The sequence below is a fragment of the Chryseobacterium shigense genome, from assembly GCF_900156575.1.
GTDB classification, from domain to species: domain Bacteria; phylum Bacteroidota; class Bacteroidia; order Flavobacteriales; family Weeksellaceae; genus Chryseobacterium; species Chryseobacterium shigense.
Genome location: NZ_FTNY01000004.1, coordinates 364,254 through 389,428, shown reverse-complemented (window position 1 = coordinate 389,428; position 25,175 = coordinate 364,254). Strand labels below are relative to the sequence as shown.

Sequence of the window (25,175 nt, the reverse complement as noted above, 5' to 3'; positions counted from 1 at the left end):
AATTTATTGTTCTTCAATGATTTCAATTCCTGCAGGATTTATTTTAGAGACATACACAAAACTTTCAATCTCAATCTCATCATACACCGATTTCATCAATCGGGCTATATGTTCAGCGGTTTCTTTTTTCTCCGCCAGCATGAAAATCGAAGGTCCTGAGCCTGAAATTCCGCCTCCGAGGGCACCAGCTTCCAAACTTTTTATTTTGATCTCATCAAATTTGGGAATCAGGATGCTTCTTACAGGTTCTACAATTACATCATGAAGGCTTCTTCCAATCAAAGGGATATCATTTTTTAGAATTCCGGCAACCAACCCCGCGATATTTCCCCATTGTTCTACCGCATCTTTCAGAAGGACATTTTTCTTTAAAATCTGACGGGCATCCGAAGTTTTTACCTCCACTTGCGGATGTACGGCAACAACAAACAGATCCGGAGCACTTAACGGAATAATATCGATAGGAGAGGAGGACTTCACTAATGTAATACCCCCAAAAATACAAGGGGCAATATTATCTGCATGGCGCACTCCTGAAGCAAGTTCTTCCCCGAACATCGCAAAGTGGATCATTTCTTCATCAGACAGACTATTTCCTAATAAAACATTAGCCCCGAAGGCAGCTCCTGCGGCACTTGCCGCACTGGAGCCGAGCCCGCTGCCCGGTTTGATATGTTTACGGATCGTCACTTCAAAACCCTGGGTCAGTTGAAAATGTTTTTGAATATTTTGAAGAACAACACCTGCTACATTTTGAGAAGGATCTTCCGGCAGCCCGAAGTCATCTTCATGTTTAATAATAATTTCGGGAGTATCCAGTAGTTTCAGTTCCATTTCATCATAAGGCTCATGAATTGCCATTCCCAGGATGTCAAATCCGCAAACCAGATTGGCAACGGTAGCGGGAACTTTTATTTTTATTTTTTTCATACTATTTATTTTAAACGGATCGTATAATATCTGCAAAAACTCCACTGGCCGTTACTTCAGCTCCTGCACCGGCACCTTTTACCACAAGAGGCTGTTCAGAATACCTTAAAGTTTTAAAGATGACAATATTATCTTTACCATAAAGATGATACAAATCGCTGTCCGGAGCGGCATGTTGCAACCCGACTTTGGCTTTTCCGTTTTTGAACTCGGCAGTGTATTTTAAAATGTTACCTTCTTTTTGAGCAGCATTCAATAAACTTTTGAAATGATCCTCGTAGTCGGTAAGCTTGTTGTAAAAGTCTTCCACACTTCCCTGAAGACATTCTTCAGGCAGAAAACTTTCATTTTCAATATCTTCAAATTGCAGGGTATATCCGGCTTCCCTTGCTAAGATTAAAATCTTTCGGGCTACATCGGTTCCTGTAAGATCCAATCGTGGATCCGGCTCTGTATAACCTTCCTTCTGAGCTTGGGCTACAACTTCTGAAAAAGTTCTGCTGCCATCATAATTATTAAAAACGAAATTTAAGGTTCCGCTTAGTACTGCCTGGATAGAGGTGATTTTGTCTCCGCTTTTCATTAAATCATTAATGGTTCCAATCACGGGAAGTCCCGCGCCTACATTGGTTTCAAAGTGAAAATTACAGTTATGGTTCCGGGCAGTGTGTTTTAACATTTTATACTGTTCAAAATCTGATGAGGCTGCTATTTTATTACAGGCAACGATATTGACACTTCTTTTTAATAGATCTTCATAAACGTCCGGTACCGATGAGCTTGCAGTGACATCAACAAATACTGAATTCCGTAGGTTTCTGGAAATAATCTCATTTGCAAATCCATGAACCGATGCTTCAGTCCCTTTTTCGCTCCAGTTGCTGAACTCACTTTCAGGAATTCCTTTCTCTGAAAAAAACATTTTCCGGCTGTTGGAAATCCCTACAATGCGTAAATTGATCAAATGATTTTCTTGCAGATAATTCTTCTGATCGTAAATCTGCTGCATCAGTTTTGATCCTACATTTCCGGTTCCGCAGACATACAGATGAACCTGCTTGATTTCTGATTCAAAAAATTCCTCATGAAGAACATTCACCGCTTTTCTGGTATCTTTTTCTGAGATAACGATACTGATATTCCTTTCTGAAGATCCCTGAGCAATAGCCCGGATATTAATTCCGTTGTTCCCCAGGCATCCAAACATTTTCGCACAGATGCCACTTCTGTTTTTCATGTTTTCACCCACCAGCGCAACAATGGATAGTCCTGTTTCTATCTTTACCGGAGCCATTCTGGACAGCCTGATATCATCTCCAAAACAGGCATTGACAACATTTTCGGCATGAAATACCTCCTTTTCATTAACAGCAATAGTAATAGAATGTTCAGACGAACCTTGAGTGATAAGAATGACATTTATTTTTTCAAAACTTAAACACTGGAAAAGTTTTGCCGAGATTCCGGGAATACCCACCATTCCACTGCCTTCCAAAGTAACCAGAGCAATATGGCTCATATTGGAAACTCCAGCCGAAGCCTGTTGCTGTTGGTCTGCTGACCTGTTCAGATGATGGGATACCAAAGTTCCGGACGCATCGGGATCAAAAGTATTTTTAATTTTAAGATCAATGTTTTTGGCCATCACAGGTTGTATGGATGGGGGATAGAGCACTTTAGCCCCAAAATGGGAAAGTTCCATGGCTTCATGATACGAAATCTCAGGGATGGGTTTTGCATTGGATGCCAATCTGGGGTCTGCGGTCATCATACCGCTAACATCAGTCCATATCTGGAGTTCCTCAGCAGAAACAGCCGCTGCGATAATAGCTGCGGTATAATCAGATCCGCCTCTTCCCAGAGTTGTCATATTACCATGCTGGTCTTTAGCAATAAAACCGGGTGCCACAATGATCTGATGGTGATGGCTGGCAATATAACTTTTCAAATTTTCTTCAGTGGTCTCAAAATCTACTTTCGCATGAGTAAAATTGCTGTCAGTTCTGATCAGTTCAGAAGCATTCATCCACATCGCGTCTAATCCTTCATATTGAAATCTGGCTGCGATAAGGTTTGAAGAAAGAAATTCACCATAGGAAGTAATCCTGTCCCTGATCTTATCTGTAAATTCACCTAATACAAAGATTCCGTTGTAGACATCTTCTATATCGTTGAAATGTTTTTTTACGAAGCTCAGCCATGCACTCTGTTCTAAAACGGGGATCAGTTCTTTGACGAGGTCCAGGTGTTTTTCTTCAAGATCTTTGAGGAGCGGAAGGTAACTTTCATCTTTAACAGAAGCATATTCTGCTGCTTTTATCAGATTGTCTGTAACTCCGTGAAGAGCTGAAACCACAACAACAATCCTGTTCTGCGAAGATTCTTTTTTGATAATATTTTCTGCCAGAAGAATATTCCCGGCGTTAGCGACAGATGTACCGCCGAATTTTAAGATTTTCATCTAATATGTATTTGAGGTTGGGTAAAACGAAATGATGACTCTTTAAAAAAAAGAGTACGGGTGCAGAAAATGATATGTGAAAATGTACCCCGCTACGGGGTAGTTGTTGTAGTTGTAATCGTTGATGTAGAAACAGAAGATAGCCCCGAAATAAGTAATTCCGGTAGAGAAATGGCTGATATGTTTCTTAGAAAGTTCATTCTTTACGAGACAAATGTACAAATTATTTTGAGACAGCAGCATTATTTTTAAACGTGCCATTATTGTTTTTTGCTAAAGGTGAATTTGGAGTAGGCGAGTCTGCTGAGCTAAGAGTATCTTCCATTAATCAGAAGTAAAAGGTGGAATGACGGTCTGGAAAGCCGTACTTTTTATTTGAAATGACGATAAACAATCAAAATACAACACTTACTTAATATTCGGCTACACCTGTCAATTCTGGTTTTGTTTTGAGATCTGAAGGTTTCATATTTGTCATGCCAATCAACAGAAAGTGAACAGATCGTGTAACTGTAATTTAAACTCAGAATATTATGAAAAAATTATCAAGAACAAAACTAAAAACGATTAATGGAGGGGCATGTCCCGGCGGCTGTCCTTATCCTCCCGGAACCGGTTATGGCCCAAGTTATGGCGTTCGTTCGTGTGCAGCCTATCAGGCCTTGTCCAATTGCTGTAAGAATCAGTATTTTTTAGAATGTAAATGTTCCGGAGATCCCTGCGGGCAGCATTAAATTCATAAGTCGGTCACATTGGATTTTTATCCTATAAAAGCACGGTGAAAGCGGTGCTTTTTATGTGTGTTTTGGATGATCATGAAATGTTTTTATTTAGATCAGAAGTATTTGTTATATTTATGAACCAAAATAAAATTAATATGAAAAATTTAAAAAAGCTTTCCAGAGAAGAGAAAAGTAAGATTAGTGGTGGGTTTACCGAGTTTCAGATTGAAACATGTGGTGGAGCGGCCTATGTATGTTTCCGTGGCGGCGGTGCCTGGGGTTGCTGGAGAAAACCCGGTGGTACCTGCTATGCTCCAATGGTGTAATTAATGATGTTTGCATCTTTTTGATGAATTGTAATCTTATTGATAATCTGACTATGAAAAATCTGAAAAAATTAAAGAGAGAAAATCTAAAATCGGTTAATGGAGGAAACGGCTGTTTTGAAAACTGTCCTCCCGGACCTTACGGACCTGGACCGGATTACCCAAAATCATGTGATGATTTTAATGCTTTGCCTGAATGCTGTAAATTACGGGTAAAGGTAGATTATTTGTGTTCCGGACCATTTTAAAAAAAATAAGCACTGCGAAAACAGTGCTTATTTTTTATTTTATACTTTTTGAAAGATCCAGCATCGCCTCAATGGGTTTCAAAGCTCTTAAACGAAGTTCTTCGTCAATAAGGATTTCAGGAAGTTCGTATTTCATACATAGGTATAACTTTTCCATGGTATTACGTTTCATATAGAAACATTCTGAACAGTTACAGCTTTCGTCAAAAACCAAAGCCGGAATCAATTCTTTGTGTGGAGCACGTTTTCTCATTTCATGAAGAATACCTTCCTCAGTGGCAATAATGAATTTCTGACAATCGTCTTTTTCTACAAAATTCAACAAGGCAGAAGTAGAACCGATGAAGTGTGCCAGCTTTAATACAGCTTCTTCACTTTCAGGATGGGCAATCATTTTCGCATCAGGATTGTCTGCTAATTGCTGCGCAATTCTTTCCATAGAAAATGCTTCATGTACTATGCAGCTTCCATCCCAAAGAATCATATCACGGCCGGTTTTTTTAGATAAATATCTTCCTAAATTTTTATCCGGAGCAAAAATGATCGGTCGGTCTTTTGGTAGAGCTTCAATCACTGTTTCAGCATTTGAACTGGTTACAATGATATCACTTTCTGCTTTAGTTTCAGCATTACAGTTGATGTAGGTAGCGATAAGAGCATTAGGGTGCTGTTCACGCATTTTTCTCAAACCTTCTCCTGAGCATCCGTCTGCGAGAGAACATCCTGCCAGGGTATCCGGAAGAACTACTTTTTTAGTCGGGTTCAGAATTTTGGCGGCCTCTGCCATGAAATGTACTCCACAGAATACGATCATGTCTGCATTGGTATCTTTAGCCTGTCTTGCCAGCTGTAAAGAATCTCCCAGGAAATCAGCGATGTCCTGAATTTCTCCCGGCTGGTAATAGTGGGCAAGGATGACTGCATTTTTTTCTTCTTTAAGCTTCAGAATAGCTTTTACCAATTCTTCTCCTTGAGGAATCGCTATATCTTTTATATCCAGAAATCCTCTTACAGGAATTGCAGATTTAGCTTTTTCTAATGTTTCGGTACTCATATCAACCTCAATTTTTTGATTATAGAAGTTAGACATTAGAAATTAGAGCTTCGGTGTGGCTTAAATGAATATATCGGCACAACTGACTTCTAATTTCTGGCATCTAGTTTCTTTCTATAAATTTTTTTATTAAACTTTCTATTTCTCTTTTTGCTATGTCAAGATCGGCATTGATGACAATCCTGTCAAACTCTTTTGCATAGGTCATTTCTTCTCCTGCCTTTGCTACCCGGGTTTGGATGGTTTCTGCATCATCTGTGTTTCTGGAGATCAATCTTCGTTCCAATTCTTCTATGGAAGGAGGTTCAATGAAAATGGACAGGGCTTTTTCTCCAAAATATTTTTTTAAAGAAATTCCTCCTTTTACATCCACATCAAAAATGACTACTTTCCCTGCATCCCAGATCTTTTCCACTTCAGATTTTAAAGTACCGTAATATTTATCAGTATACACTTCTTCAAATTCTACAAAAGCATTTTCCGCTATTTTCTGTCTGAATTCATCCGGACTCAAAAAATGGTAATCCACGGCATGCGCTTCACTTCCTCTGGGCTGTCTTGTCGTACATGAGATTGAAAATGCCAGTTCAGGAAATGTTTCCAGAGAATGCCTTACTAATGTAGTTTTTCCGCTCCCCGACGGTGCTGAAAATATGATAACTTTATTCATTTTTTAGTTATGAATTATGAATGACGAGTTATGAATTGTGAGTTATGAGTTATCAGTTGCTTTTTAGCGTAATTCCAATAACTCATAACTCATCATTAATAACTTATAACTTTTACAAAACGTTTAACGTCTGTTCTTTAATTTTTTCCAAATCATCTTTCATCATGACCACCAGTTTCTGGATTTCTGCATGATTGGCTTTTGACCCTAAAGTATTGATCTCCCTTCCGATCTCCTGAGAAATGAAACCAAGTTTTTTTCCGTTGAAATCTTCATTGTCCATTACTTCTTTGTAATATTTCAAATGCTGGGTAAGTCTTACTTTTTCTTCTGCGATATCCAGTTTCTCTGTAAAATAAGCCATTTCCTGGTAAAAACGGGTTTCGTCTACATTTTCAAATTCTTTTAAAGATTTTTGATAACGTTCTTTTACTGCAAGGATTCTTTCTTCTTCAAAAGGAATAACTTCAGAAAGATATTTGTCAATATTCTGAATATTTCTGGCCAGTTCTTCGTGTAAGATACCGCCTTCCGTTTTTCTGAACTCCATAAAACGATCCACCGCTGCATGAACAATCTTGGCTAAAGATTCCCATTCACCTTCCGTAAGCTCGTCTGGTCTGGATGTGATGGCATCAGGAAGTCTTACGGCCATTTTCAGATATTCGAAGTCTGGTCCGTCAGAAGCGATGTTGCGAAGTTCATTCATATAAGAATCAATTAAGCTTCTATTGATCTTCACATCATTAGTTTCCTCAAGGTTCTCCAGATTGATGTAGCAGTCTACCTTTCCACGGATAATTCTGTCGTTAAGGATTTTTCTGATTTCGAATTCTTTTTCTTTGTAACGTAAAGGAACTTTGATATTTAAATCAAAGCTTTTGCTGTTCAATGATTTAATATCTATTGAAATCTTTTTGCCTTCAAAAACACCTTCGGCTCTGCCGAATCCGGTCATTGATAAAATCATAGTTTTTTATTGTTGTACAAAGATAAACATTTAAATTAGCACTGTGAAATCGCAGTGATTTGGAAACCACAATTAATGAGGAAGATTTTAGATTCCATATGACCTTTAAAAAACAAATAGATAAACTACATATGAAAAATTTGATTTCTGTTGTAGGACCCACTGGAATAGGCAAAACGAGACTGGCTATTGATCTTGCCAACCATTTCAATACGGAAATTATTTCGTGTGATTCCCGTCAGTTTTTTAAAGAAATGAAAATAGGCACAGCGTCGCCTTCGGAAGAGGAACTGGCGCAGGCACCTCATCATTTTATTGGGAATCTTTCGGTTAAAGAATACTATTCCATCGGTCAATATGAAGAAGATGCTTTAAAAAAACTCCGTGAGCTTTTTACCAATCACGATACCGTTATTCTGGTCGGGGGAAGTATGATGTATGAAAAAGCAGTTATCGAAGGTTTGAATGATCTGCCTGAAGCTGATGAAAATAATCAGAAAAAATTACAGGAAATTTTTGAAACGGAAGGAATTGAAAAACTTCAGGGGATATTGAAAGAACTGGATCCCGAGTATTTCGAAGTAGTAGATTTTCACAACCACAGAAGACTTTTACGTGCGATTGATGTGATCTGGCAGACGAATAAAAAATATTCTGAGCAGATCGCTGTTTCACAGGATTCCAGAGATTTCAATGTGATCCGTATCGGAATTGAAGCTCCGAGAGAAGATCTGTACGACAGGATCAACAGAAGGGTAGATATCATGATGGAAAAAGGGCTTTTGGCAGAAGCGGAAGGCCTGGAGGAATTTAAAGAACTTACCGCATTGAAAACGGTGGGGTATTCCGAACTGTTCAAATATTTTGATGGAGAATGGGATCTTGAGTTTGCCGTTTCAGAGATCAAAAAAAACAGCCGCAGATATGCAAAGCGTCAGTTGACATGGTACAGGAAGGCTGATGATATTCATTATTTGCAATTGGGTTATTCACAAAATGACTTTCAGGAATTGCTTCAATGGATTTCCGGGTTGTTTCAAAAATAGATTTTCAGAAGATTTTTAGACTATTACTATTACAATAAAAAATGCGGCCCCTGAAAAGAGACCGCACTAAAAACAATATAATTAAATTTACTACTTCCAACCGCCACCAAGAGCTCTGTAAAGATCTACAATGCTGCTTAGTCTCTGTCTTTTTACAGAAGCAAGATTCAGTTCAGCCTGCAGAGAATTTCCCTGCGCTGTAATCACTTCTAAGTAATTGGCCATCCCGCCTTTATAAAGCATTTCGGCACTTTTTATTCCGTTTTTCAACGTGGTTACCTGTTCTGTTGCTTTCTGTTCCTGAACTTTTAAGCTTTCATTAGATACCAATGCATCGGAAACTTCACCTACGGCATTTAAAACAGACTGACGGAATGCCAGAACGTTTTTCTCTCTCTGGATTTTAGCCACATTCAGATCTGTTTTCAATTGTCTTTTCTGAAAAATTGGTTGGGTAATTCCTCCCAAAACAGATCCGAACAAAGATGCCGGAATCTGAAACCAGTTATCAATTTTGAATGAATTCACTCCTCCGTTGGCGGTAATTTTCAAAGCAGGATACATATTCGCCTGAGCAATTCCCACCATTGAATTGGATTCCAGCAAAACCAATTCTTGCTGACGGACATCCGGACGACGGCTTACCATGGCTGCCGGAAGTCCTGCTGAAATATCCTGGGGAAGAGAAGTGTCAGACATCTCAATCGTTCTGTTGACTTTATTTGGATTTTCACCCACGAGGATACTCAAAGCATTTTCCTGGATGGCAATATTCTGTTCCAATTGTGTAATCAAAAGTTCCGTTGACTGTTTCTGAGCAGTTGCCTGCTGCACGCCTAAAGAAGTGGTATCTCCGCTTTGCCACATTTTTTCAGTAATGGAAAGGGTATTGGTGCTCAATTCCAGATTTGATTTGGCAATCTGGATCTGTTTATCAAGCATCAATAAATTGTAATATCCCTGGGCGATAGCTGCTACAACCTGGGTCTGGACAGCTTTTGTTGCTTCGTAAGTCTGCAGATACTGCATTCTTGAAACTTCCTGCTGGTTTTTGATCTTTCCCCAGATATCTGCTTCCCACGAAAGATTAAATGCTGCATTATAATCTTCAACGTGACTCTGACCTAAAAATGAATTCAGGCTTTTCCCGTTCATACTGTTTTCTGAAGGTTTTGAAATTTGCGCCGAAACACCAAAGCCTACATCAGGGTATTGAAGATATTTTGCCTGTTTCAGTTTTTCCTGTGAAGAAGCTACCTGTTTTAAAGCAATCTGAAGATCATAGTTATTTTTAATTCCTTTTTCAATCAATCCCTGTAAAATAGGATCGCTGAAAAACTGTTTCCATTCCAGATTGGCAACGCTTGCTGTATCCGCTGTAGCGGTGTACTGGAATTTTTCCGGAAGCTGAAGGTCCGGCTCCGTATATGCCAATTTGGATACACAGGAGACTGCGCCTAAAGCCAATATAAGGGTTAGAATAAAATTCTTAATTCTTTTCATAGTTTTAAATAGACTTTTAATTGAAAACAAAACTTTGAGACGGTTTTAATAATGCAAAGAGGTCTTTAGTAGGAGAATACTTTGCTTTTATTGAACCATTAATGCCTCAAAGTTTCGATATCATATATATTAATGAGCAGTAGCCAGAAGTTCTTCCTGCTGTTTTTTCAGAAGTCTTTTCTTTTTTCTGCTCGGCATTTTTTCATGCAGATACTGGAAGATCACGTACATTACCGGAATAATGAAAATCCCGAATACCACCCCTGTAAACATTCCTCCTACGGTGCTGATACCAATGGAATGGTTACCTTTTGCAGCAGCTCCCTGGCTCCAAACCAATGGAAGCATCCCGATAATAAAGGCAAATGAGGTCATCAGGATAGGTCTCAAACGTAATCTTGAAGCCTGAAGCGCAGACTCAATCAATGTTTTTCCTGCCTTTCTTCGCTGTACGGCAAATTCTACAATCAAAATCGCATTTTTTGCCAAGAGCCCGACAAGCATGATCAAACCAACCTGAACGTAAATATTATTGTCAATTCCAGCTAGTCCCGTGAAAGCAAATACTCCGAAAATCCCTGTAGGAACTGTAAGAATAACAGCAAAAGGAAGAATATAACTTTCGTATTGGGCAGCTAATAAGAAATACACAAATAATATACTTAGGAAGAACACAAAGGCAGTTTGTCCACCCGTTTTGATTTCTTCACGGGTAATTCCCGTCCATTCATATCCGTATCCTCTTGGCAATGATTTCTGAGCTACTTCTTCAACAGCTTTAATCGCATCTCCGGTACTGTAACCTGGTTTTGGAGTTCCGTTAATGGTTACCGCGTTGAAAAGGTTATTTCTGGTTACTGTTTCAGGTCCGAAAGTTCTTTGTAAAGTAACCAGGGTCTTTACAGGAACCATTTCGCCTGATTTATTTTTAACATAAATTCCTTCCAGAGAATTCGCATCGGTACGGTAAGGAATATCTGCCTGAGCCATTACTCTGTAGTATTTCCCAAATCTGTTGAAATCCGAAACGAAACTACTTCCGTAATAGATCTGCATAGTCTGCATCAACTCTGTTACAGAAACACCCAATTGATTGGCCTTATCAGCATCTACATCAATCGTGTACTGAGGGTTTCCTGCTGCATAGGTCGTAAAGGCGAATGCAATTTCCGGACGTTTCATCAGCTCCCCGATGAAAGCTTGAGTGGTTGTTCCTAACTGTTCAAATGAACCGTTGGTTTTGTCCTGAAGCATAAATTCAAATCCGGAAACGTTACCAAAACCTTGTACCGTAGGGAAATTGAAGAAGAATGCGTTGGCATCTTTCACCTGAGATACTTTTCCTGTTAATGCAGCAGCAATTTGGTCAGGATCTTTCATTTCGCCACGGTCTTTATAATCTTTAAGTTTAATAAAACCTGCAGAATAAGGAGAAGCGTTGGCATTACTGATAAAGTTCATTCCATCGGCTACCCAAAGGTGCTTCATGGATTTTTCTGCATTAACAATTTTATCAATCTGTTCAGTAGCCCGGTTGGTTCTGTCCAGTGAACTTCCCGGAGGCGTATTCACGGCATACAAAACAAATCCCTGATCTTCTGTTGGAATAAATCCTGTAGGCGCTTTATTGATCAGAAAAACACTGGCAGCAATAATAACCGCTAAACCTCCTACGGCTACCCATTTGTTTTTGATTAAAAACTTAAGACTGTAAATGTATTTTTTAGTCATATTATTAAAGGCCACATTGAACGCGTTGAAAAACTTCGCTCCAAAACCTTTTTTATGACCGTGCTCGCCATGTTCTCCCTGAGGGTCGTTAAGTAATAATGCACAAAGAGCCGGACTCAATGTTAATGCATTGACTGCTGAGATCATGATCGCAATGACCAATGTGAAGGCAAACTGTCTGTAGAAAACCCCGGCAGGACCCTGCATGAAACCAACCGGAATAAATACGGCACACATCACCAAAGTAATGGAAATGATCGCTCCGGAAATTTCACTCATAGAGTTGGTGGTGGCTTGTTCCACAGGCATTCCTGTCTGCTCCATCTTGGAATGGACGGCCTCAACCACAACGATAGCATCATCCACGACAATACCAATGGCGAGTACCAGTGCAAACAATGTAAGCATATTGATACTGAATCCAAATAATTGAAGAAAGAAGAAGGTCCCGATAATAGCCACCGGAACCGCAATGGCCGGAATCAAAGTAGATCTGAAATCCTGAAGGAAAATATACACTACAATAAATACCAGAATAAATGCAATCACTAAAGTTTCTACCACCTGATGAATAGAGGCATCCAGGAAATCTTTAGAATTGTACATAATGATCGGTTTTACTCCTTTTGGAAGGGTCGTTGAAAACTGATCGACCTGCTTTTCAATTTCAGTCAGAATTTCATTGGCATTGGAACCCGCCGTTTGAAGGATCGCGAATCCTGCTACAGGTTTACCGTCCACTCTGTTGGCTGCTGTATAGGTATAGGAACCGAATTCTACTCTTGCAACATCTTTTAATCTTAAAAATGAACCGTCATTATTGGCTTTAATCGCAATGTTTTCGTAGTCCTCGTTTTTGCTTAATTTACCTTTATACTTTAAAATATATTCGTAAGTTTCTTTACTTCCCTGTCCAAGACGTCCTGGTGCAGCTTCAAGGTTATGATCTTTGATCGCTGCCATTACTTCCTGTGGAGAAAGATTATTAGCGGCTAACCGGTCTGGCTTCAGCCAGATTCTCATCGAGTAATCCCTCGTTCCGAAAACCTGTGCCTGAGCAACTCCCGGAATACGCTGTATCTGTGGAATAACGTTGATTTTTAGATAGTTTTGAAGAAACAGCTCATCATATTGCTTAGGATCATCACTTGACAACCCCATAAACATAATCATACTGTTCTGTACTTTCTGTGTGGAGATTCCGGCCTGAACTACTTCCTGAGGAAGCTGGCTCATAGCTTTGGATACCCGGTTCTGAACGTTTACAGCGGCATTATCCGCATCTGAACCCTGCTTGAAAAACACACTCAGGGTCATAGTACCGTCATTACTCGAGTTGGAAGTCATGTAAGTCATATTCTCAACGCCATTCACTGCTTCTTCAATAGGAACAGCAACGGAGCGGGCGACAACTTCTGCATTCGCACCCGGATAAAAGGCGGTTACCTGAACGCTTGGAGGGGCAATGTCGGGAAACAGCGTGATCGGCAGATTGAATACCGAAAGAGCTCCCAGCAATAGCAGTATAATGGAGATGACCGTTGAAAGTACCGGTCTTTCTATAAATTGTTTTAGCATAAGAAGTTTATTTTTTTAAGTCTTCCGTATTCGAAATAGAGGACAGAGGTTTAGCTCTCAACAGGCTATCAGATGAAATCGCTTTCTGCTTGATAGAAGCTCCATCTTTTAAGCTTCCAATTCCTGTGTATACGATCTTTTCTCCCGGAGCAATTCCTTCAGAAATAAAATAATAGTTTTCTGTTTTTCCGGAGATTTTAATCGGTTTGCTGGTTACTTTGTTGTCTTTCCCTACACTATAGACATAGGTTTTATCCTGAATTTCAAACGTAGATTCCTGAGGAATGACAACGGCATTGGAAAGTAATTGAGGCATACGCACTCTTCCTGTATTTCCTGTACGTAAAGAACCTTTTGTATTGGGAAAAATAGCACGAACGGTAATGGCACCAGTGGTTTTATCAAACTGTCCGTCTACAATACTCATTTTTCCTTTTTCAGGGTAAGTACTGTTGTCCGCGATGATAAGATCTACCATAGGCATATTTTTCAGTTTTTCATCTAAAGTTGCTCCGGGATATTGATTCTGAAACGCAATAAAATCCAGTTCACTTAAAGAGAAGTAGGCATAAATTTCGCTGATATCCGATAACAAAGTCAATGGGCTCGGATCCGTTCTTGAAATCAGGCTTCCTTTTTTGTAAGGAATTCTTCCGATATATCCGCTTACAGGGGCGGTAATGGTTGTGAATCCTACATTGATTTTAGCGCCTCCTACAGATGCTTTAGCCTGTGATGCGGCAGCTACTGCGGCAGCGTAATTTGCTTTGGCTGTTTTCATCTGTACATCAGAAACTACTTTGGCAGCTACCAAAGGCTGAAGTCTGTCAACTTCTACTTTAGCTTTCTGGATATTGGCATTGGCTACCTGTAAATTAGCCTGAGCCATATTCATTTGCTCGCCATAGGCTCTTGAGTCTATTTTAAATAAAGGCTGTCCGGCTCTTACGTAAGAACCTTCTTCTACGTAGATCCTGTCCAGATATCCATCGACCTGAGATCTGATTTCTACGTTGTTTTTACCTTCCAGTGCGGTAGGGAATTCCTGATATGTTGTAGCTGGAGAGGTGATCACGGTATAAACCGGAAGCTCCGGAGCAGGCGGTGCTGCATTGGAACCTTCTGCTGCTTGGGTACAGTTCTGCAAAAGGATAATACTTGATATAAGTACGATAAACCTTATTTTTCCAGGTATTTTCATTGTGGGTTTAATTTTTTTAATGAAGTGTTAGATTTAAGTAATAGTGTTCTTTTAATGATTTCTGTTATTTTTCCTAACAGTGTTAATGATAAGGTCAAAAAAAATCAGAATTTTTAATAACGGAGTCAGATCGTCATTTTCATAATAGCTGTCTGTTTTTTAATATAAGTTGTATAAAAAATGGGGTGTATTAATCATGTGTTAATTTAACTAACAGTGTTAAGCTGTTTGATAGAGGCTTCCAGAGATTTTAGATTATCGTTTTCATTGTTACTTTTTTTAGTTTTTTAAACGGATATTTTATAAATATCTGATGTTATTTTTCCTAACGCTGTTAATTTTTAATTCAAAAAAAATTTACAAAGACTTAACGAATGCTGAAACAGTTTCGTCTAAAGTTGTTTTATTCATTGTGGAAGGAATATCGGCATTTCGCATCATCATAATAGAGATCAGACCGTGCACCGCCGAAAATAGAGCGTGTGACATATGGCAGGCATTGTCAGGATTGGATCCATTCTTCTTAATGATATTGAAAGTACATTCATAGATGAGGTCCTGAAATGATGAAAACTCTTCTTTCATCTGACCTTTACCGCTGCACTGCATTCCCAAACCAAACATCAGCTGATAGTATTCTTTATTTTTAAAAGCAAAATTCCAGTACGCATCTACTATAGCAGTAAGCTGCTCTTCAGGAGTTTCAAACTTGCTCTGCGCTTTTAATAATTCTATATGAAGGCAGTGAAAGCCATTGATAGAAATTTCATACAAAATCGCTTCTTTGTTCTCGAAATAATCATAGACTACAGGAGCACTGTATTCAATGGCATCTGCAATCTTACGCATTGACAACGAAGCCCAGCCCTCTGTTTTAGCCAAACCGAAAGCCGCCTGCAAAATATTTGCACGGATGGATTCTTTCTCTCTTTGACGACGTTCATGTAGGCCCATGATATTTATTTACTAACAGTGTTAGCAAAACTACAAACTTTTCAATATAACTTCCAAATAATATTTGATAATTAACATTTAACGCAAGTTTATAAATTCACAGATTGGCTTATATTAAAAGAAACTTTATATTTGCCGTTAAAGAAAATAAAGGATATGAATACTCCCTCAAATATGTTGGCTCTAGGAACGAAAGCTCCGTTTTTTGAACTTCCGAACCCCTCAAAAACTAATGAGATCCAATCTCTGGACGACCTGAAAGGAGAGAAAGGAACACTGGTGATCTTTATGTGCAACCATTGTCCGTTTGTTCTTCACGTGATTGATAAGATCAACGAATTATATGAAGACTACAATGAAAAAGGAATTGAATTCATTGCCATCAATGCCAATAATGTAGAGAAATATCCGGCTGATGCTCCTGAAAAAATGATAGAATTCCAGATTGAAAGAAATTTTGATTTCCCTTATCTGTATGACGAAAGCCAGGCCGTAGCCAAAGCTTATGACGCAGCCTGTACACCGGATTTCTATTTCTTTGATGATAAACTAGACCTTATCTACAGAGGGCAAATGGATGATTCAAGACCTGGAAATAATAAAGATGTAACCGGAGAAGATCTGATCATCGCTTTCGAAAATCTTTTGTTGGGTGAACCACAGGAGGAGATTCAGAAACCAAGTATGGGATGCAATATCAAATGGAAGTAATCATAGGAATGGTTGAAATTTTTAAACGTTATATATAAGTATAAAGCTGTTCTTTTTTAAGAACAGCTTTTTTTATACGTAAACATCTGCATCAATCTGCAAAATGTACTAGAGGCTTTTTCAATATAATAAATAAGCAGGCTCATCATGTTATTTCTCACAGATGCAACCTACCTTAATTTGTTGGGGGATCGGGCTTATTAAGCCACACATAGAAGTAATATTATCCTAATGCAAAAGTTATCTGCAATGACTCTGATAGCTATTCTTACCGCTTAGAAAAAGTAGATAAGACAAATGCTTTACTTTCAGATGTAGGTGAAATTTTTGCAAAGTCTGAGACTAGAAAGGAGCGTTTAAATGATGATATTTACTCTGAGATTATAGGTAGCATATCGAAAGAAGAGAGTCAATGATTAATCAAAAGTACTTTATATTAACGGTGCTTTTTTAAGATAGTTAGCTACTCTAATTCTATAGGATTATAAGGAATTGGTCTTCCTTTGTCTACAATTGAATTTCCATTTGCATCATAAGAACCACCAAAGAAAAAGCCTGGATTTTCGTGAAAGTTTTTTTGAACTTTTCTAAATTGTTCTCTTGAAACGTTAATTATATGTTTTTCATTTCTCAAATATATTTCCTTAGATTTTTTATCGATTGCTATTGCAGTAAAATGATAATCTCCTTTACTGTCTTCTATTTCCATGATTAAACCAGGAAGCCCTTGAAAAATATATGGTCCGCTATTAATAGGAATTTCTTTAGCATGCCATGCAGTATATTTTCTACCTCTGTATTGGGTAGTTGCTTTTTGACAAACATAACCTAAGATTTTTTTATTCTCTTTTTCAAGAGTCCAAAGGAATTCGGGTTGCTTTTCTTCATACTGATAAATGTCTTTTGCGACATCTTGAACATAAACTTTTTGTTGTGAGATATCCTTTACTAACACATTAAACCATTTGACAGGGAAAGATTGAAGATTGCTAAATTCTTTTGCATTTATCTCATTTTGATGACTGTATTTTTCTTCTAATGAATCTGTTTTCATTCCATTATGATCAGAAAATCGAGAAAACTTTTCACTTAATTGTAGGGTACAAATGGTTTCCCGCTTGTTTTTAGGATTTTTAGTATCACGAACATAACTCAATTGATAGTATATATTTTTATTGCTGTTACTTAAAACATGTGATGAATATGGGAATGCTTTTATTGTAGAATTTCCAGTTAAGCTAATTCGCCCTTGTGCATTAAATAAAGCAAATAGTAAGCAGAAAATGAGTGAATAAATTTTCATTATTTATATTTTATATGTAGAGAGCCGTAAGAAACGGCTCTAAAAAGCTCTAATTACATTTAACATCGTTATAGTAGTCCATAGCCGCATGCAACTGTTGTGTTCCCCAATAGTTATTCCCACATAGATAATATATGGCACCACAAGGAGCTTCTATTGTATACCATTGAGTGCATGTTCTAGCCGTTTCATTTTCAGATTTTGAATCTTCTTTAAATTGCTTTTCTTCAGATATCCCCTTACTAACTTCCGTTTTTTCTTTAGGTTGTACTGTTGTATTTGGTACAGGCGCTCCTTTTGCGCTTAGTAATCCTGCAACTCCAAAGGCTGAAACTAAAATAATTTTTTTCATAATGTTTTATTTAAAAATTCGTTTCGAAAGTAAAAAATAAATCCTATAGTGTAGGAATTATTTTTTTATGTTAAGTCTCACTATCACTTATATTTGCATAGGTAATGGAAAATGATTTTATTTTTTTTACGGATATCCGTAAGGTGGTAATAAAAATAGAATTAATAAGGGTGCATTATAGAAAATAAAACTTTCAATATATTTTATTAAATGTAAAACTCCCCCCCAATAGAGTGCGTTTAAATCAGATTTAAATAGCATTAAAAATCTCGTTATTTTCCCGTGAGAAATTGGCAGTTTTAACCGTATTTTTTCTACTTTTGGTTTTGCCGATTATGCAAGTCCACATTATTATGCGAGAAGTTTTTTATGAACTCAGAAGGGGTCTTCTCCGTATACTTCTTAAACATCCGGTTGAAATAAGTCACATTATTAAATCCACAGCTGTAGCTGGATTCTGAAATACTTTTATCCTGAGCCATCAGCATACAGGCTTTATTGATGCGGTACCGGTTCACAAATTCTGTAAAGGTGATCTGGGTTGCTTTTTTGAAAAAATTACAGAAGGCCGGCAAGGTAAGATTCGCCAGTTTTGCGACATCTTCAATATTGATTTCCTTATCATAATGACGTTCTACGTAGGTGAAAATATTTTCCAGTCTTGTTTTATTTTTTGAAATAATGGTGTAGGGCATAATCTCTTTGTTCAAAAGATCATAATCCTTACATTTTGAAAGTTCAAATAAAATATCAAGCAGCAGGAGATATCTTTTGTAGCCTTCCGATTCCAGCATCAGTTTCAGCTTCGGCAGCATTGCTTTTTTAATCTTATGGTGAAAATGAATTCCGTATTTGGAAAGTTCAAGCAGATTTTTAATAGATCGGGCTTCCACTTCCTGTTCCGGAAACTGAAGAATTTCCTCCCGGAACTGAAGCACAATTTCTTCATGCGGATCTGTTGAATTTAATCCAAACCCTGAATGGGGAATATTGGAACCTATTAAAACCAGATCACCGTTGGTATAATTGCTTTTGTGATAGCCGACGTGACGGGTCCCGTTCCCCGAAATAACGCACACCAGCTCGATTTCGGGATGATAATGATATTCCCACTTGAATTCGCTGATCGGTGAATTGTTGTGCAACGTACGGAAGGAGCTCTTTTCACTTGCTATTATTCTTTCAAAACTAACTTTCATCTCATTAATCGTATTTAATCAATAAAAATACTAATTATATTAATATAGTTCAAATATTGATTTATTGTGTTAAATTAATGTTAAGTGAAATGCTTCTATCTTAGCCGACAAGAAATGATCTCCATGAAAAATTTCAATATTAAAGCGGTATTATTTTTAAATTATTTTGTTTTCGCGATTCTTTTGAATTCCGTGGGCACAGTTATTCTGCAGGTACAGCAGAACTTCGGAATCTCAAAATCTTCAGCCAGTATTCTGGAAGGTTTTAAAGATCTTCCGATTGCCCTATGTTCCTTTATTCTGGCATCATTTCTCCCCAAAATAGGGATCAAAAATTCAATGCTTATCGGGCTTTTTCTGGTGAGCTGCATGTGTTTTGTCATGCCTTTTGCCGATGATTTCTGGTTTTTCAAATTGTTATTTGCCATTGTAGGAATTTCATTTGCCTTAATAAAAATCTCAGTTTTCACTTCTATTGGTCTTGTGACGGATACAGATAAGGAGCATTCAAGCTTTATGGGCTTTCTGGAAGGTTTTTTTATGATAGGGGTATTGGCAGGAAATGTACTTTTCAGTTTGTTTATTGATGATCATAATCCAAAATCTACCCAATGGCTGAACGTATATTGGGTTTTGGGAGCTGTTTCAGCATTGTCATTTTTGTTCCTGTTTTTTTCAAAATTGAATGAAAGCGAAGCCAGAAGTGAGAAAACCGATTGGTTAGGCGATCTGAAAAACAGTATCAGCCTGTTCAGTTATAAAAAAGTATTGTTTTTCCTCTTGTGCGCCTTTTTGTTTGTACTGGTAGAACAGAGTTTTCAGACCTGGACGCCCACTTTTTATAAAGAAATTTTAAAACTTCCGACTTCTATGAGTATTCAGGCCGGAGCAGTTTTAGCCGGAGCTTTTGCACTGGGACGATTTTTATCAGGCTTTTTCTCTAAGAAATTCAGCTGGATCTATGTGGTTTCTTTTTGTGTAGTCGGCTTTGCGATTAGTATTGTTTTAGTTTTACCATTAACCCACAATGTCCAGATTGATGAAGGGACAGGCTGGTTTAACGCACCTCTTGTTGTGTATTTATTTCCGCTGATGGGAGGTTTGCTGGCCCCTATTTATCCAAGCATCAATTCTGTGATCCTGGCATCCATTCCAAAATATTTGCACAGTGCTATGTCCGGATTGATTGTTGTTTTTTCGGCAATCGGAGGCACCATCGGTTCTATGATCACAGGTTTTGTCTTTCAGGAATTCAGTGGGCAGCAGGCGTTTTATCTTTCATTGATACCGCTTTCACTGCTGATCATTTCAGCCATTTTCATGAATAAATTAAAAATAAATCCTAAGAAATAATAATGAATAAACAGTTTTACATAAACGAAATTCAGACTCTTTTTGATGATGTACAAAGAGCAAAGATCTTTGAAGACCAAAAAATGATGACCGATGCCGTTCCCTTGTTCCCTGTTTCGGAGATCAATGCGGAATATGAAAAGAAAAAGGGGATTGAAGGATTTAATCTGAAAGATTTTGTAATGGCAAATTTCGACTTTCTGGGAGCGAAAATTTCAATCCGTCGGGAAGATCATCTGCCCATTGAGCAGCATATCGAAAAGCTTTGGGATGAATTGACCCGCACTGCTTATGAGGAAAAAGGAACGCTGTTGAAGCTTCCGAAGCCTTATATTGTACCGGGAGGCCGTTTCAACGAGTTTTTCTATTGGGACAGCTACTTTATTATGCTCGGACTGCAGGCATCGGGAAGAACAGAAATGATGGAAAATATTGTTGAAAACTGTTCTTATTTAATTCAGAATGTTGGTTTTGTTCCCAATGCGAGCAGAACTCATTTTCTGAGCCGTTCACAACCACCTTACTTTTCGCTGATGCTGGATCTTATTTTTGAAACCACACCCGACGAAAAAATTTATACCCGGTATCATGATACTTTAGAAAAAGAATATGCCTTCTGGATGAATGGTGAGGAGAGTCTGGATAATGATTCCAGCGTGAAGAGAATAGCCAGAACCAAAAACGGAGATCTCCTGAACCGCTACTACGATGCAGACAATACACCGCGTCCTGAAAGTTATCTTATCGATATTGAAGACAGTGAAAATACGGGAGAGGAATTTTACAGAAATATTAGAAGTGCCTGCGAATCAGGCTGGGATTTTTCCAGCAGATGGTTTGCAGACGGAGAACATATACAGACAATAGAAACACTGAATATTGCAGAAGTGGATCTGAACAGCCTTTTATGGCATTTGGAGAAAACACTTGCAACATCATCAGGGCTTCTGAATCTGGCAGAAAAAGAAAATTATTTTACTCAAAGAGCAGCCGTACGCAGGCAGATGATCGACACCTACTTTTGGGATGAAAAGACGGAATTTTATAAAGATTATCACTTAAAAAAACACACCACTACACCGTCTGAACATATCGCTGCTCTTTACCCATTATTTTTAGGACTGGCAGATCAGAAACAGGCAGAGTCTGTGGCTAAAAATATTGCGGAAAAGTTCCTGTATCAGGGAGGGCTTGTCACCACCACAAAAAAAACCGGTCAGCAATGGGATCTTCCGAATGCATGGGCGCCCTACCAATGGTTAGGCTTTAAAGCCATGAAGAATTATGGTTTCGATGAACTGGCTGAGGAAATAAAAAGCAACTGGTGCAAAAATGTAGAAAGGGTCTACAGCAACACCGGAAAATTAATGGAAAAATATAACGCGTTAGACACTGAAACCATTGCGGGAGGCGGAGAATACCCGAATCAGGACGGATTCGGATGGACGAACGGGGTCTATCTCAAATTAAAACAAAACTAACTCTATAAAAATCATATGCTATGAAAAAAAAATCGATCTTTTTAATGGCTGCCACCGCGACGCTTTATTTTAACAACGCGTATGCCCAGGAAACTCCACAGGATAGCATCAAGACGTCTTCTATAGACCAGATCGTTATTACCGGGAACTCCGGTCCAAAAAAGAAAATAGAATCCAGCACCGCGATTTCTACGTTTAGTGCAAAAGAGATCCAGAAGCAGAATCCCATTAGTGCTGCCGCTCTTTTACAGAGGGTCCCGGGGTTTGCTGTGGAAACTTCCGGTGGAGAAGTAGGAAATAACCTTTTTGCCAGAGGTATTCCTTCCGCAGGAGCGTACGAATTTGTACAGGTTCAGGAGGACGGACTTCCGGTTTTTGAAGACGGAGCCCTTCAGTTTGCCAATGCAGATAATTTTTTCCGGGTAGATAATTCGGTGAGCCGTCTGGAAGCTCTGAGAGGAGGTTCAGGTTCCATTTACGCGAACAATTCTCCGGGAGGTTTGATCAACTTTATTACCAAAGAAGGAAGCAATGACTTTAAAGGAACGGCTAAACTGGAAACCAGTACGTACGGATTGATGCGTACCGATATGAATTTAGGCGGGGCTTTGGTGAAGGATAAACTATTCTTCAATGTCGGAGGGTTCTACAGAACCGATAATGGAATCAGAAAAACCGGATTCAGAGCCAACAATGGGGGACAGATCAGAATGAATCTTAAGTATGTCTTTGATAAAGGATATGCTAAAGTGTATTATAAAAAACTGGATGACAGGAATACATTCTACCTTCCGATTCCTTTATTACAAGATGGAAATGATCTTAAAGAATTTCCTGGTTTTAATGCAAACTATGGAACCTACAGCTACAGAGGAGTAAGTCAGCTTAATATTCCACAGGCCGGCGGCGGATTTTTTAAGAGAGATCTTGAAAATGGAATTCACCCAAAAGTAGATGTGCTGGGCGCAGAATTTAAATATGATCTTGGAAATAATTTCAGCGTCCTGAACAAGACGAGATACACCAATATCAATATGGAATATACGGGAATGTTCCCTGCAGGGGCTCCTAAACTGGCTTCCGATTATGCGACTAAACCTGTCAGTGAGGGTGGTTTGGGAATGAGCAATTATCAGTATTCTTTGGTGAGCAATGGCTCGGTAGTGAATCCGCAGTATATACAGAAATTAGGATTCTGGGCGATTGATAAGCAGATGAATAATTTCGTTAATGATTTACAGTTGAATTATAAATTTGATAAAGGAAGGGTGACAGCAGGTTTCTATAAGTCCAACTGGAAATCTCATCAATATTGGAACTGGAGTAATGTTTTAGCGACAGCTTCAGACAGGCCAGCGCTTTTAAACCTGGTCAATCCATCGATAAGCCCTTCAGGTGCAGGATATTCTCAGACCTATAATGGGGTGAAAGATATGTCTTTTCTGATCAGAGATTCACAGATCCAGGGAAGTCTTAATGATGTTTATCTGAATTTAGATTATAATGTAACAGATGCTTTAAGTCTTAACGGAGGAATGCGTTACAGCCGTGATTACTATAAAGGATATGGAGTCAATACAACAACAGCGAATCTCAATAACTCTGGTTTAACGACTGACGGAACCCACAGTTTTGTGACGACTACAGCAGATGATAATATGGCGGTGCTGGGTAATAAGTATACCTACTGGAACTATGATATCAATAAAGTATCTTATACATTGGCGGCGAATTATAAGCTTAACAAAGGAAATGCAGTATATGCGCGTTTCTCTCATGGTTTCAGATCTCCAAATGAAGAAGCTTACTATAATAATATGTCGGATCTGAGCGCTATCAAAGCGGTTGATACCAATCAGCTTGAAGTAGGATACAAATATTATTCACGTACTTTCGATATCGGAATTATTCCTTTCTATTCTACCCTTAAAAATCTTTCATTTACTGATGTCTTCTCAGACGGGACTTCAGAAAATAAATTTGCTAATACAACGAATTTCGGGGTAGAAATCGAAGGATACACAAGACTGTTCAATAATATCCTTGAAGTGACTTTCAACGGGACGATCCAAAATCCCAAATACAAAGATTTTGTAGGGAAAAATGCAGACGGAACTCCTTTTGACTATGATGGAAACACCGTAAGAAGAATGCCTAAGTTCTACTTCAATATCTCTCCTGCAGTGAATATCACTAAAGAATGGAGAGCTTACGTAAGCATGAACTATTACGGGAAACGTTTCCAGAACGAAGGAAATACGGAAGATAATGTTCTGCCTTCATTCACTGAAATGGGTGCCGGAATGTCTTATCAGTTAGGGAAAATACGTTTTGCAGTAGACGGAACGAATATCTTTAACACCATTGGTATTACAGAAGGAGATCCAAGATCCCAGATTACCCCGGGAACGAATATCAGAATGGCAAGACCCATTATGGGCGCTGCTGCAAGAGCATCCATCACACTGGATTTTTAAACTTATATTTATTTTCTTCATAAAAAAACCGTCAGGATATTTTCTGGCGGTTTTTATTTTTTTATTGAAAAGAGGCAAGAGCCAGGAATCACGATTTTAAATGTTAGAGAAGAGACTGAGATTCGAAAATTTCAATGGTGAATTTTGCTTCGCAAGTGAATGGTGAATTTCAGCAACTCATAAATTTCCGGGATGCGGGATTGGCGGTTCGAACTAGCAACTGTCAACCAGCAACTCTCCAACTCGAATTTACTTAAAGAAAGGATTATACTGCTTCTCAAATCCGATTGTCGTAGGATTGCCGTGACCTGAAAAAACCTGGGTTTCGTCATCCAGAATAAATAATTTATGGGTGATTCCATCGATCAGTAAATCATGGTTTCCTTTGTAAAGATCCGTTCTTCCGATACTGCCTTCGAAAAGAACATCGCCTGAGATCATGAATTTCTGGGTTTCATTATGATAAACGACACTTCCCGGAGAATGTCCCGGAACATGGTAAATTTTAAACTGTTCTCCGTCCAGTTCAAGAACTTCGCCTTCACTGATGTAGGTAATGTCTGCTTTTACAGGATCTACCGGGAATCCAAATCTCATTCCGCTGGCCTGAAGCATATCCAGAACTTCCTGATCGTCCTGATGCATATGTACAGGAACCTTGAAAGTATCAAAAGCCCACTGCAAACCAAGAACATGATCGATATGAGCATGAGTCAAAAGGATCTTTTCGATCTTCAGTCCGTTGTCAGAAATAAAGCTTTCAATCGCCTGGGTTTCCTGCTCATTCATATTTCCCGGATCGATCAGCCAGGCATTTTTATTTTCGTTGTAAAGGATGTACGTGTTTTCGCTGGCAAAATTAAATACGAAGCCTTGGATCTGAAGCATAACTGATTTTTTTATTT

General features: G+C 38.5%; 21 protein-coding genes. 8 read left to right on the top strand and 13 right to left on the bottom strand.

All coding sequences use genetic code 11. The annotated features are described in order from the left end of the window. Window positions 1–3: 3 nt before the first annotated feature. A complete protein-coding gene (locus BW964_RS15300) occupies window positions 4–930 on the bottom strand; it encodes a homoserine kinase (protein ID WP_076508459.1) in 927 nt (308 codons plus the stop codon). A gap of 10 nt (window positions 931–940) precedes the next feature. After that, complete coding sequence (gene thrA, locus BW964_RS15295; RefSeq protein ID WP_076508457.1) at window positions 941–3,391, bottom strand: bifunctional aspartate kinase/homoserine dehydrogenase I; 2,451 nt, start codon at window positions 3,389–3,391, stop codon at window positions 941–943. A 533-nt stretch (window positions 3,392–3,924) separates the two neighbouring features. On the opposite strand from thrA, the gene BW964_RS22395 reads away from it, so the two are divergent. The 3 genes from BW964_RS22395 (at window position 3,925) to BW964_RS15280 (ending at window position 4,687) form a co-directional block, all read left to right on the top strand. Continuing rightward, entirely contained in the window at window positions 3,925–4,125 is a 201-nt protein-coding gene (locus tag BW964_RS22395; protein ID WP_104669429.1) for a hypothetical protein, read from the top strand. A gap of 143 nt (window positions 4,126–4,268) precedes the next feature. After that, window positions 4,269–4,439: a bacteriocin-like protein gene (locus BW964_RS22575; RefSeq protein WP_165789173.1), complete on the top strand. Its 171-nt coding sequence runs from the start codon at window positions 4,269–4,271 to the stop codon at window positions 4,437–4,439. A 53-nt stretch (window positions 4,440–4,492) separates the two neighbouring features. After that, window positions 4,493–4,687 carry a bacteriocin-like protein gene (locus BW964_RS15280; RefSeq protein WP_076508452.1) on the top strand — a complete coding sequence of 65 codons (195 nt, stop codon included), beginning with the start codon at window positions 4,493–4,495 and terminating at the stop codon, window positions 4,685–4,687. Window positions 4,688–4,721: 34 nt separating this feature from the next. On the opposite strand, the gene nadA is transcribed toward BW964_RS15280, so the two are convergent. The 3 genes from nadA to BW964_RS15265 all read right to left on the bottom strand — a co-directional run bounded on the left by nadA (window position 4,722) and on the right by BW964_RS15265 (window position 7,369). Continuing rightward, a complete protein-coding gene (gene nadA / locus BW964_RS15275) occupies window positions 4,722–5,741 on the bottom strand; it encodes a quinolinate synthase NadA (RefSeq protein ID WP_076508976.1) in 1,020 nt (339 codons plus the stop codon). Between the two features lie 103 nt (window positions 5,742–5,844). After that, window positions 5,845–6,411: a guanylate kinase gene (gene gmk, locus BW964_RS15270; RefSeq protein ID WP_076508451.1), complete on the bottom strand. Its 567-nt coding sequence runs from the start codon at window positions 6,409–6,411 to the stop codon at window positions 5,845–5,847. A 112-nt stretch (window positions 6,412–6,523) separates the two neighbouring features. Beyond that, a complete protein-coding gene (locus BW964_RS15265; RefSeq protein WP_262484546.1) occupies window positions 6,524–7,369 on the bottom strand; it encodes a YicC family protein in 846 nt (281 codons plus the stop codon). 143 nt (window positions 7,370–7,512) lie between these two features. On the opposite strand from BW964_RS15265, the gene miaA reads away from it, so the two are divergent. Beyond that, on the top strand, window positions 7,513–8,427 hold the full coding sequence (gene miaA / locus BW964_RS15260) for a tRNA (adenosine(37)-N6)-dimethylallyltransferase MiaA (protein WP_076508448.1): 915 nt from the start codon (window positions 7,513–7,515) through the stop codon (window positions 8,425–8,427). A 90-nt stretch (window positions 8,428–8,517) separates the two neighbouring features. On the opposite strand, the gene BW964_RS15255 is transcribed toward miaA, so the two are convergent. From BW964_RS15255 to BW964_RS15240, 4 genes are all read right to left on the bottom strand, one after another. After that, window positions 8,518–9,930: an efflux transporter outer membrane subunit gene (locus tag BW964_RS15255; RefSeq protein ID WP_076508446.1), complete on the bottom strand. Its 1,413-nt coding sequence runs from the start codon at window positions 9,928–9,930 to the stop codon at window positions 8,518–8,520. A gap of 129 nt (window positions 9,931–10,059) precedes the next feature. After that, window positions 10,060–13,239 carry an efflux RND transporter permease subunit gene (locus BW964_RS15250; RefSeq protein ID WP_076508445.1) on the bottom strand — a complete coding sequence of 1,060 codons (3,180 nt, stop codon included), beginning with the start codon at window positions 13,237–13,239 and terminating at the stop codon, window positions 10,060–10,062. A gap of 7 nt (window positions 13,240–13,246) precedes the next feature. Beyond that, window positions 13,247–14,440, bottom strand: a complete 1,194-nt coding sequence (locus tag BW964_RS15245) for an efflux RND transporter periplasmic adaptor subunit (RefSeq protein WP_076508443.1) — start codon at window positions 14,438–14,440, stop codon at window positions 13,247–13,249. Window positions 14,441–14,797: 357 nt separating this feature from the next. Then, window positions 14,798–15,394, bottom strand: coding sequence for a TetR/AcrR family transcriptional regulator (locus BW964_RS15240; RefSeq protein ID WP_076508442.1), 597 nt, complete (start codon window positions 15,392–15,394; stop codon window positions 14,798–14,800). A gap of 156 nt (window positions 15,395–15,550) precedes the next feature. Here BW964_RS15240 and BW964_RS15235 point away from each other — a divergent pair, with 156 nt between their 5' ends. Further along, window positions 15,551–16,105, top strand: a complete 555-nt coding sequence (locus BW964_RS15235) for a thioredoxin family protein (protein ID WP_076508440.1) — start codon at window positions 15,551–15,553, stop codon at window positions 16,103–16,105. 463 nt (window positions 16,106–16,568) lie between these two features. Here BW964_RS15235 and BW964_RS15230 read toward each other — a convergent pair whose 3' ends face one another. The 3 genes from BW964_RS15230 to BW964_RS15220 form a co-directional block, all read right to left on the bottom strand. Continuing rightward, on the bottom strand, window positions 16,569–17,408 hold the full coding sequence (locus tag BW964_RS15230) for a GLPGLI family protein (RefSeq protein ID WP_076508439.1): 840 nt from the start codon (window positions 17,406–17,408) through the stop codon (window positions 16,569–16,571). Between the two features lie 49 nt (window positions 17,409–17,457). Further along, window positions 17,458–17,760, bottom strand: coding sequence for a hypothetical protein (locus BW964_RS15225; RefSeq protein ID WP_076508437.1), 303 nt, complete (start codon window positions 17,758–17,760; stop codon window positions 17,458–17,460). A gap of 314 nt (window positions 17,761–18,074) precedes the next feature. Continuing rightward, a complete protein-coding gene (locus tag BW964_RS15220; RefSeq protein WP_076508436.1) occupies window positions 18,075–18,959 on the bottom strand; it encodes an AraC family transcriptional regulator in 885 nt (294 codons plus the stop codon). 123 nt (window positions 18,960–19,082) lie between these two features. Between BW964_RS15220 and BW964_RS15215 the strand changes: the two genes are divergently transcribed. The 3 genes from BW964_RS15215 to BW964_RS15205 are packed head-to-tail and all read left to right on the top strand — an operon-like array spanning window position 19,083 to window position 24,270. After that, on the top strand, window positions 19,083–20,312 hold the full coding sequence (locus BW964_RS15215; RefSeq protein WP_076508434.1) for an MFS transporter: 1,230 nt from the start codon (window positions 19,083–19,085) through the stop codon (window positions 20,310–20,312). A gap of 2 nt (window positions 20,313–20,314) precedes the next feature. Continuing rightward, window positions 20,315–21,793, top strand: a complete 1,479-nt coding sequence (locus tag BW964_RS15210) for a trehalase family glycosidase (RefSeq protein WP_076508433.1) — start codon at window positions 20,315–20,317, stop codon at window positions 21,791–21,793. Window positions 21,794–21,813: 20 nt separating this feature from the next. Continuing rightward, on the top strand, window positions 21,814–24,270 hold the full coding sequence (locus tag BW964_RS15205; protein ID WP_076508431.1) for a TonB-dependent receptor: 2,457 nt from the start codon (window positions 21,814–21,816) through the stop codon (window positions 24,268–24,270). Window positions 24,271–24,519: 249 nt separating this feature from the next. On the opposite strand, the gene BW964_RS15200 is transcribed toward BW964_RS15205, so the two are convergent. Next, a complete protein-coding gene (locus BW964_RS15200) occupies window positions 24,520–25,158 on the bottom strand; it encodes an MBL fold metallo-hydrolase (RefSeq protein WP_076508430.1) in 639 nt (212 codons plus the stop codon). Window positions 25,159–25,175: the final 17 nt, after the last annotated feature.

What these genes read in the sequence shown, in the direction of transcription:
- BW964_RS15300 (WP_076508459.1), bottom strand. Translation starts at nt 930, where the DNA reads ATGAAAAAAATAAAAATAAAAGTTCCCGCTACCGTTGCCAATCTGGTT.
- thrA (WP_076508457.1), bottom strand. Translation starts at nt 3,391, where the DNA reads ATGAAAATCTTAAAATTCGGCGGTACATCTGTCGCTAACGCCGGGAAT.
- BW964_RS22395 (WP_104669429.1), top strand. Translation starts at nt 3,925, where the DNA reads ATGAAAAAATTATCAAGAACAAAACTAAAAACGATTAATGGAGGGGCA.
- BW964_RS22575 (WP_165789173.1), top strand. Translation starts at nt 4,269, where the DNA reads ATGAAAAATTTAAAAAAGCTTTCCAGAGAAGAGAAAAGTAAGATTAGT.
- BW964_RS15280 (WP_076508452.1), top strand. Translation starts at nt 4,493, where the DNA reads ATGAAAAATCTGAAAAAATTAAAGAGAGAAAATCTAAAATCGGTTAAT.
- nadA (WP_076508976.1), bottom strand. Translation starts at nt 5,741, where the DNA reads ATGAGTACCGAAACATTAGAAAAAGCTAAATCTGCAATTCCTGTAAGA.
- gmk (WP_076508451.1), bottom strand. Translation starts at nt 6,411, where the DNA reads ATGAATAAAGTTATCATATTTTCAGCACCGTCGGGGAGCGGAAAAACT.
- BW964_RS15265 (WP_262484546.1), bottom strand. Translation starts at nt 7,369, where the DNA reads ATGACCGGATTCGGCAGAGCCGAAGGTGTTTTTGAAGGCAAAAAGATT.
- miaA (WP_076508448.1), top strand. Translation starts at nt 7,513, where the DNA reads ATGAAAAATTTGATTTCTGTTGTAGGACCCACTGGAATAGGCAAAACG.
- BW964_RS15255 (WP_076508446.1), bottom strand. Translation starts at nt 9,930, where the DNA reads ATGAAAAGAATTAAGAATTTTATTCTAACCCTTATATTGGCTTTAGGC.
- BW964_RS15250 (WP_076508445.1), bottom strand. Translation starts at nt 13,239, where the DNA reads ATGCTAAAACAATTTATAGAAAGACCGGTACTTTCAACGGTCATCTCC.
- BW964_RS15245 (WP_076508443.1), bottom strand. Translation starts at nt 14,440, where the DNA reads ATGAAAATACCTGGAAAAATAAGGTTTATCGTACTTATATCAAGTATT.
- BW964_RS15240 (WP_076508442.1), bottom strand. Translation starts at nt 15,394, where the DNA reads ATGGGCCTACATGAACGTCGTCAAAGAGAGAAAGAATCCATCCGTGCA.
- BW964_RS15235 (WP_076508440.1), top strand. Translation starts at nt 15,551, where the DNA reads ATGAATACTCCCTCAAATATGTTGGCTCTAGGAACGAAAGCTCCGTTT.
- BW964_RS15230 (WP_076508439.1), bottom strand. Translation starts at nt 17,408, where the DNA reads ATGAAAATTTATTCACTCATTTTCTGCTTACTATTTGCTTTATTTAAT.
- BW964_RS15225 (WP_076508437.1), bottom strand. Translation starts at nt 17,760, where the DNA reads ATGAAAAAAATTATTTTAGTTTCAGCCTTTGGAGTTGCAGGATTACTA.
- BW964_RS15220 (WP_076508436.1), bottom strand. Translation starts at nt 18,959, where the DNA reads ATGAAAGTTAGTTTTGAAAGAATAATAGCAAGTGAAAAGAGCTCCTTC.
- BW964_RS15215 (WP_076508434.1), top strand. Translation starts at nt 19,083, where the DNA reads ATGAAAAATTTCAATATTAAAGCGGTATTATTTTTAAATTATTTTGTT.
- BW964_RS15210 (WP_076508433.1), top strand. Translation starts at nt 20,315, where the DNA reads ATGAATAAACAGTTTTACATAAACGAAATTCAGACTCTTTTTGATGAT.
- BW964_RS15205 (WP_076508431.1), top strand. Translation starts at nt 21,814, where the DNA reads ATGAAAAAAAAATCGATCTTTTTAATGGCTGCCACCGCGACGCTTTAT.
- BW964_RS15200 (WP_076508430.1), bottom strand. Translation starts at nt 25,158, where the DNA reads ATGCTTCAGATCCAAGGCTTCGTATTTAATTTTGCCAGCGAAAACACG.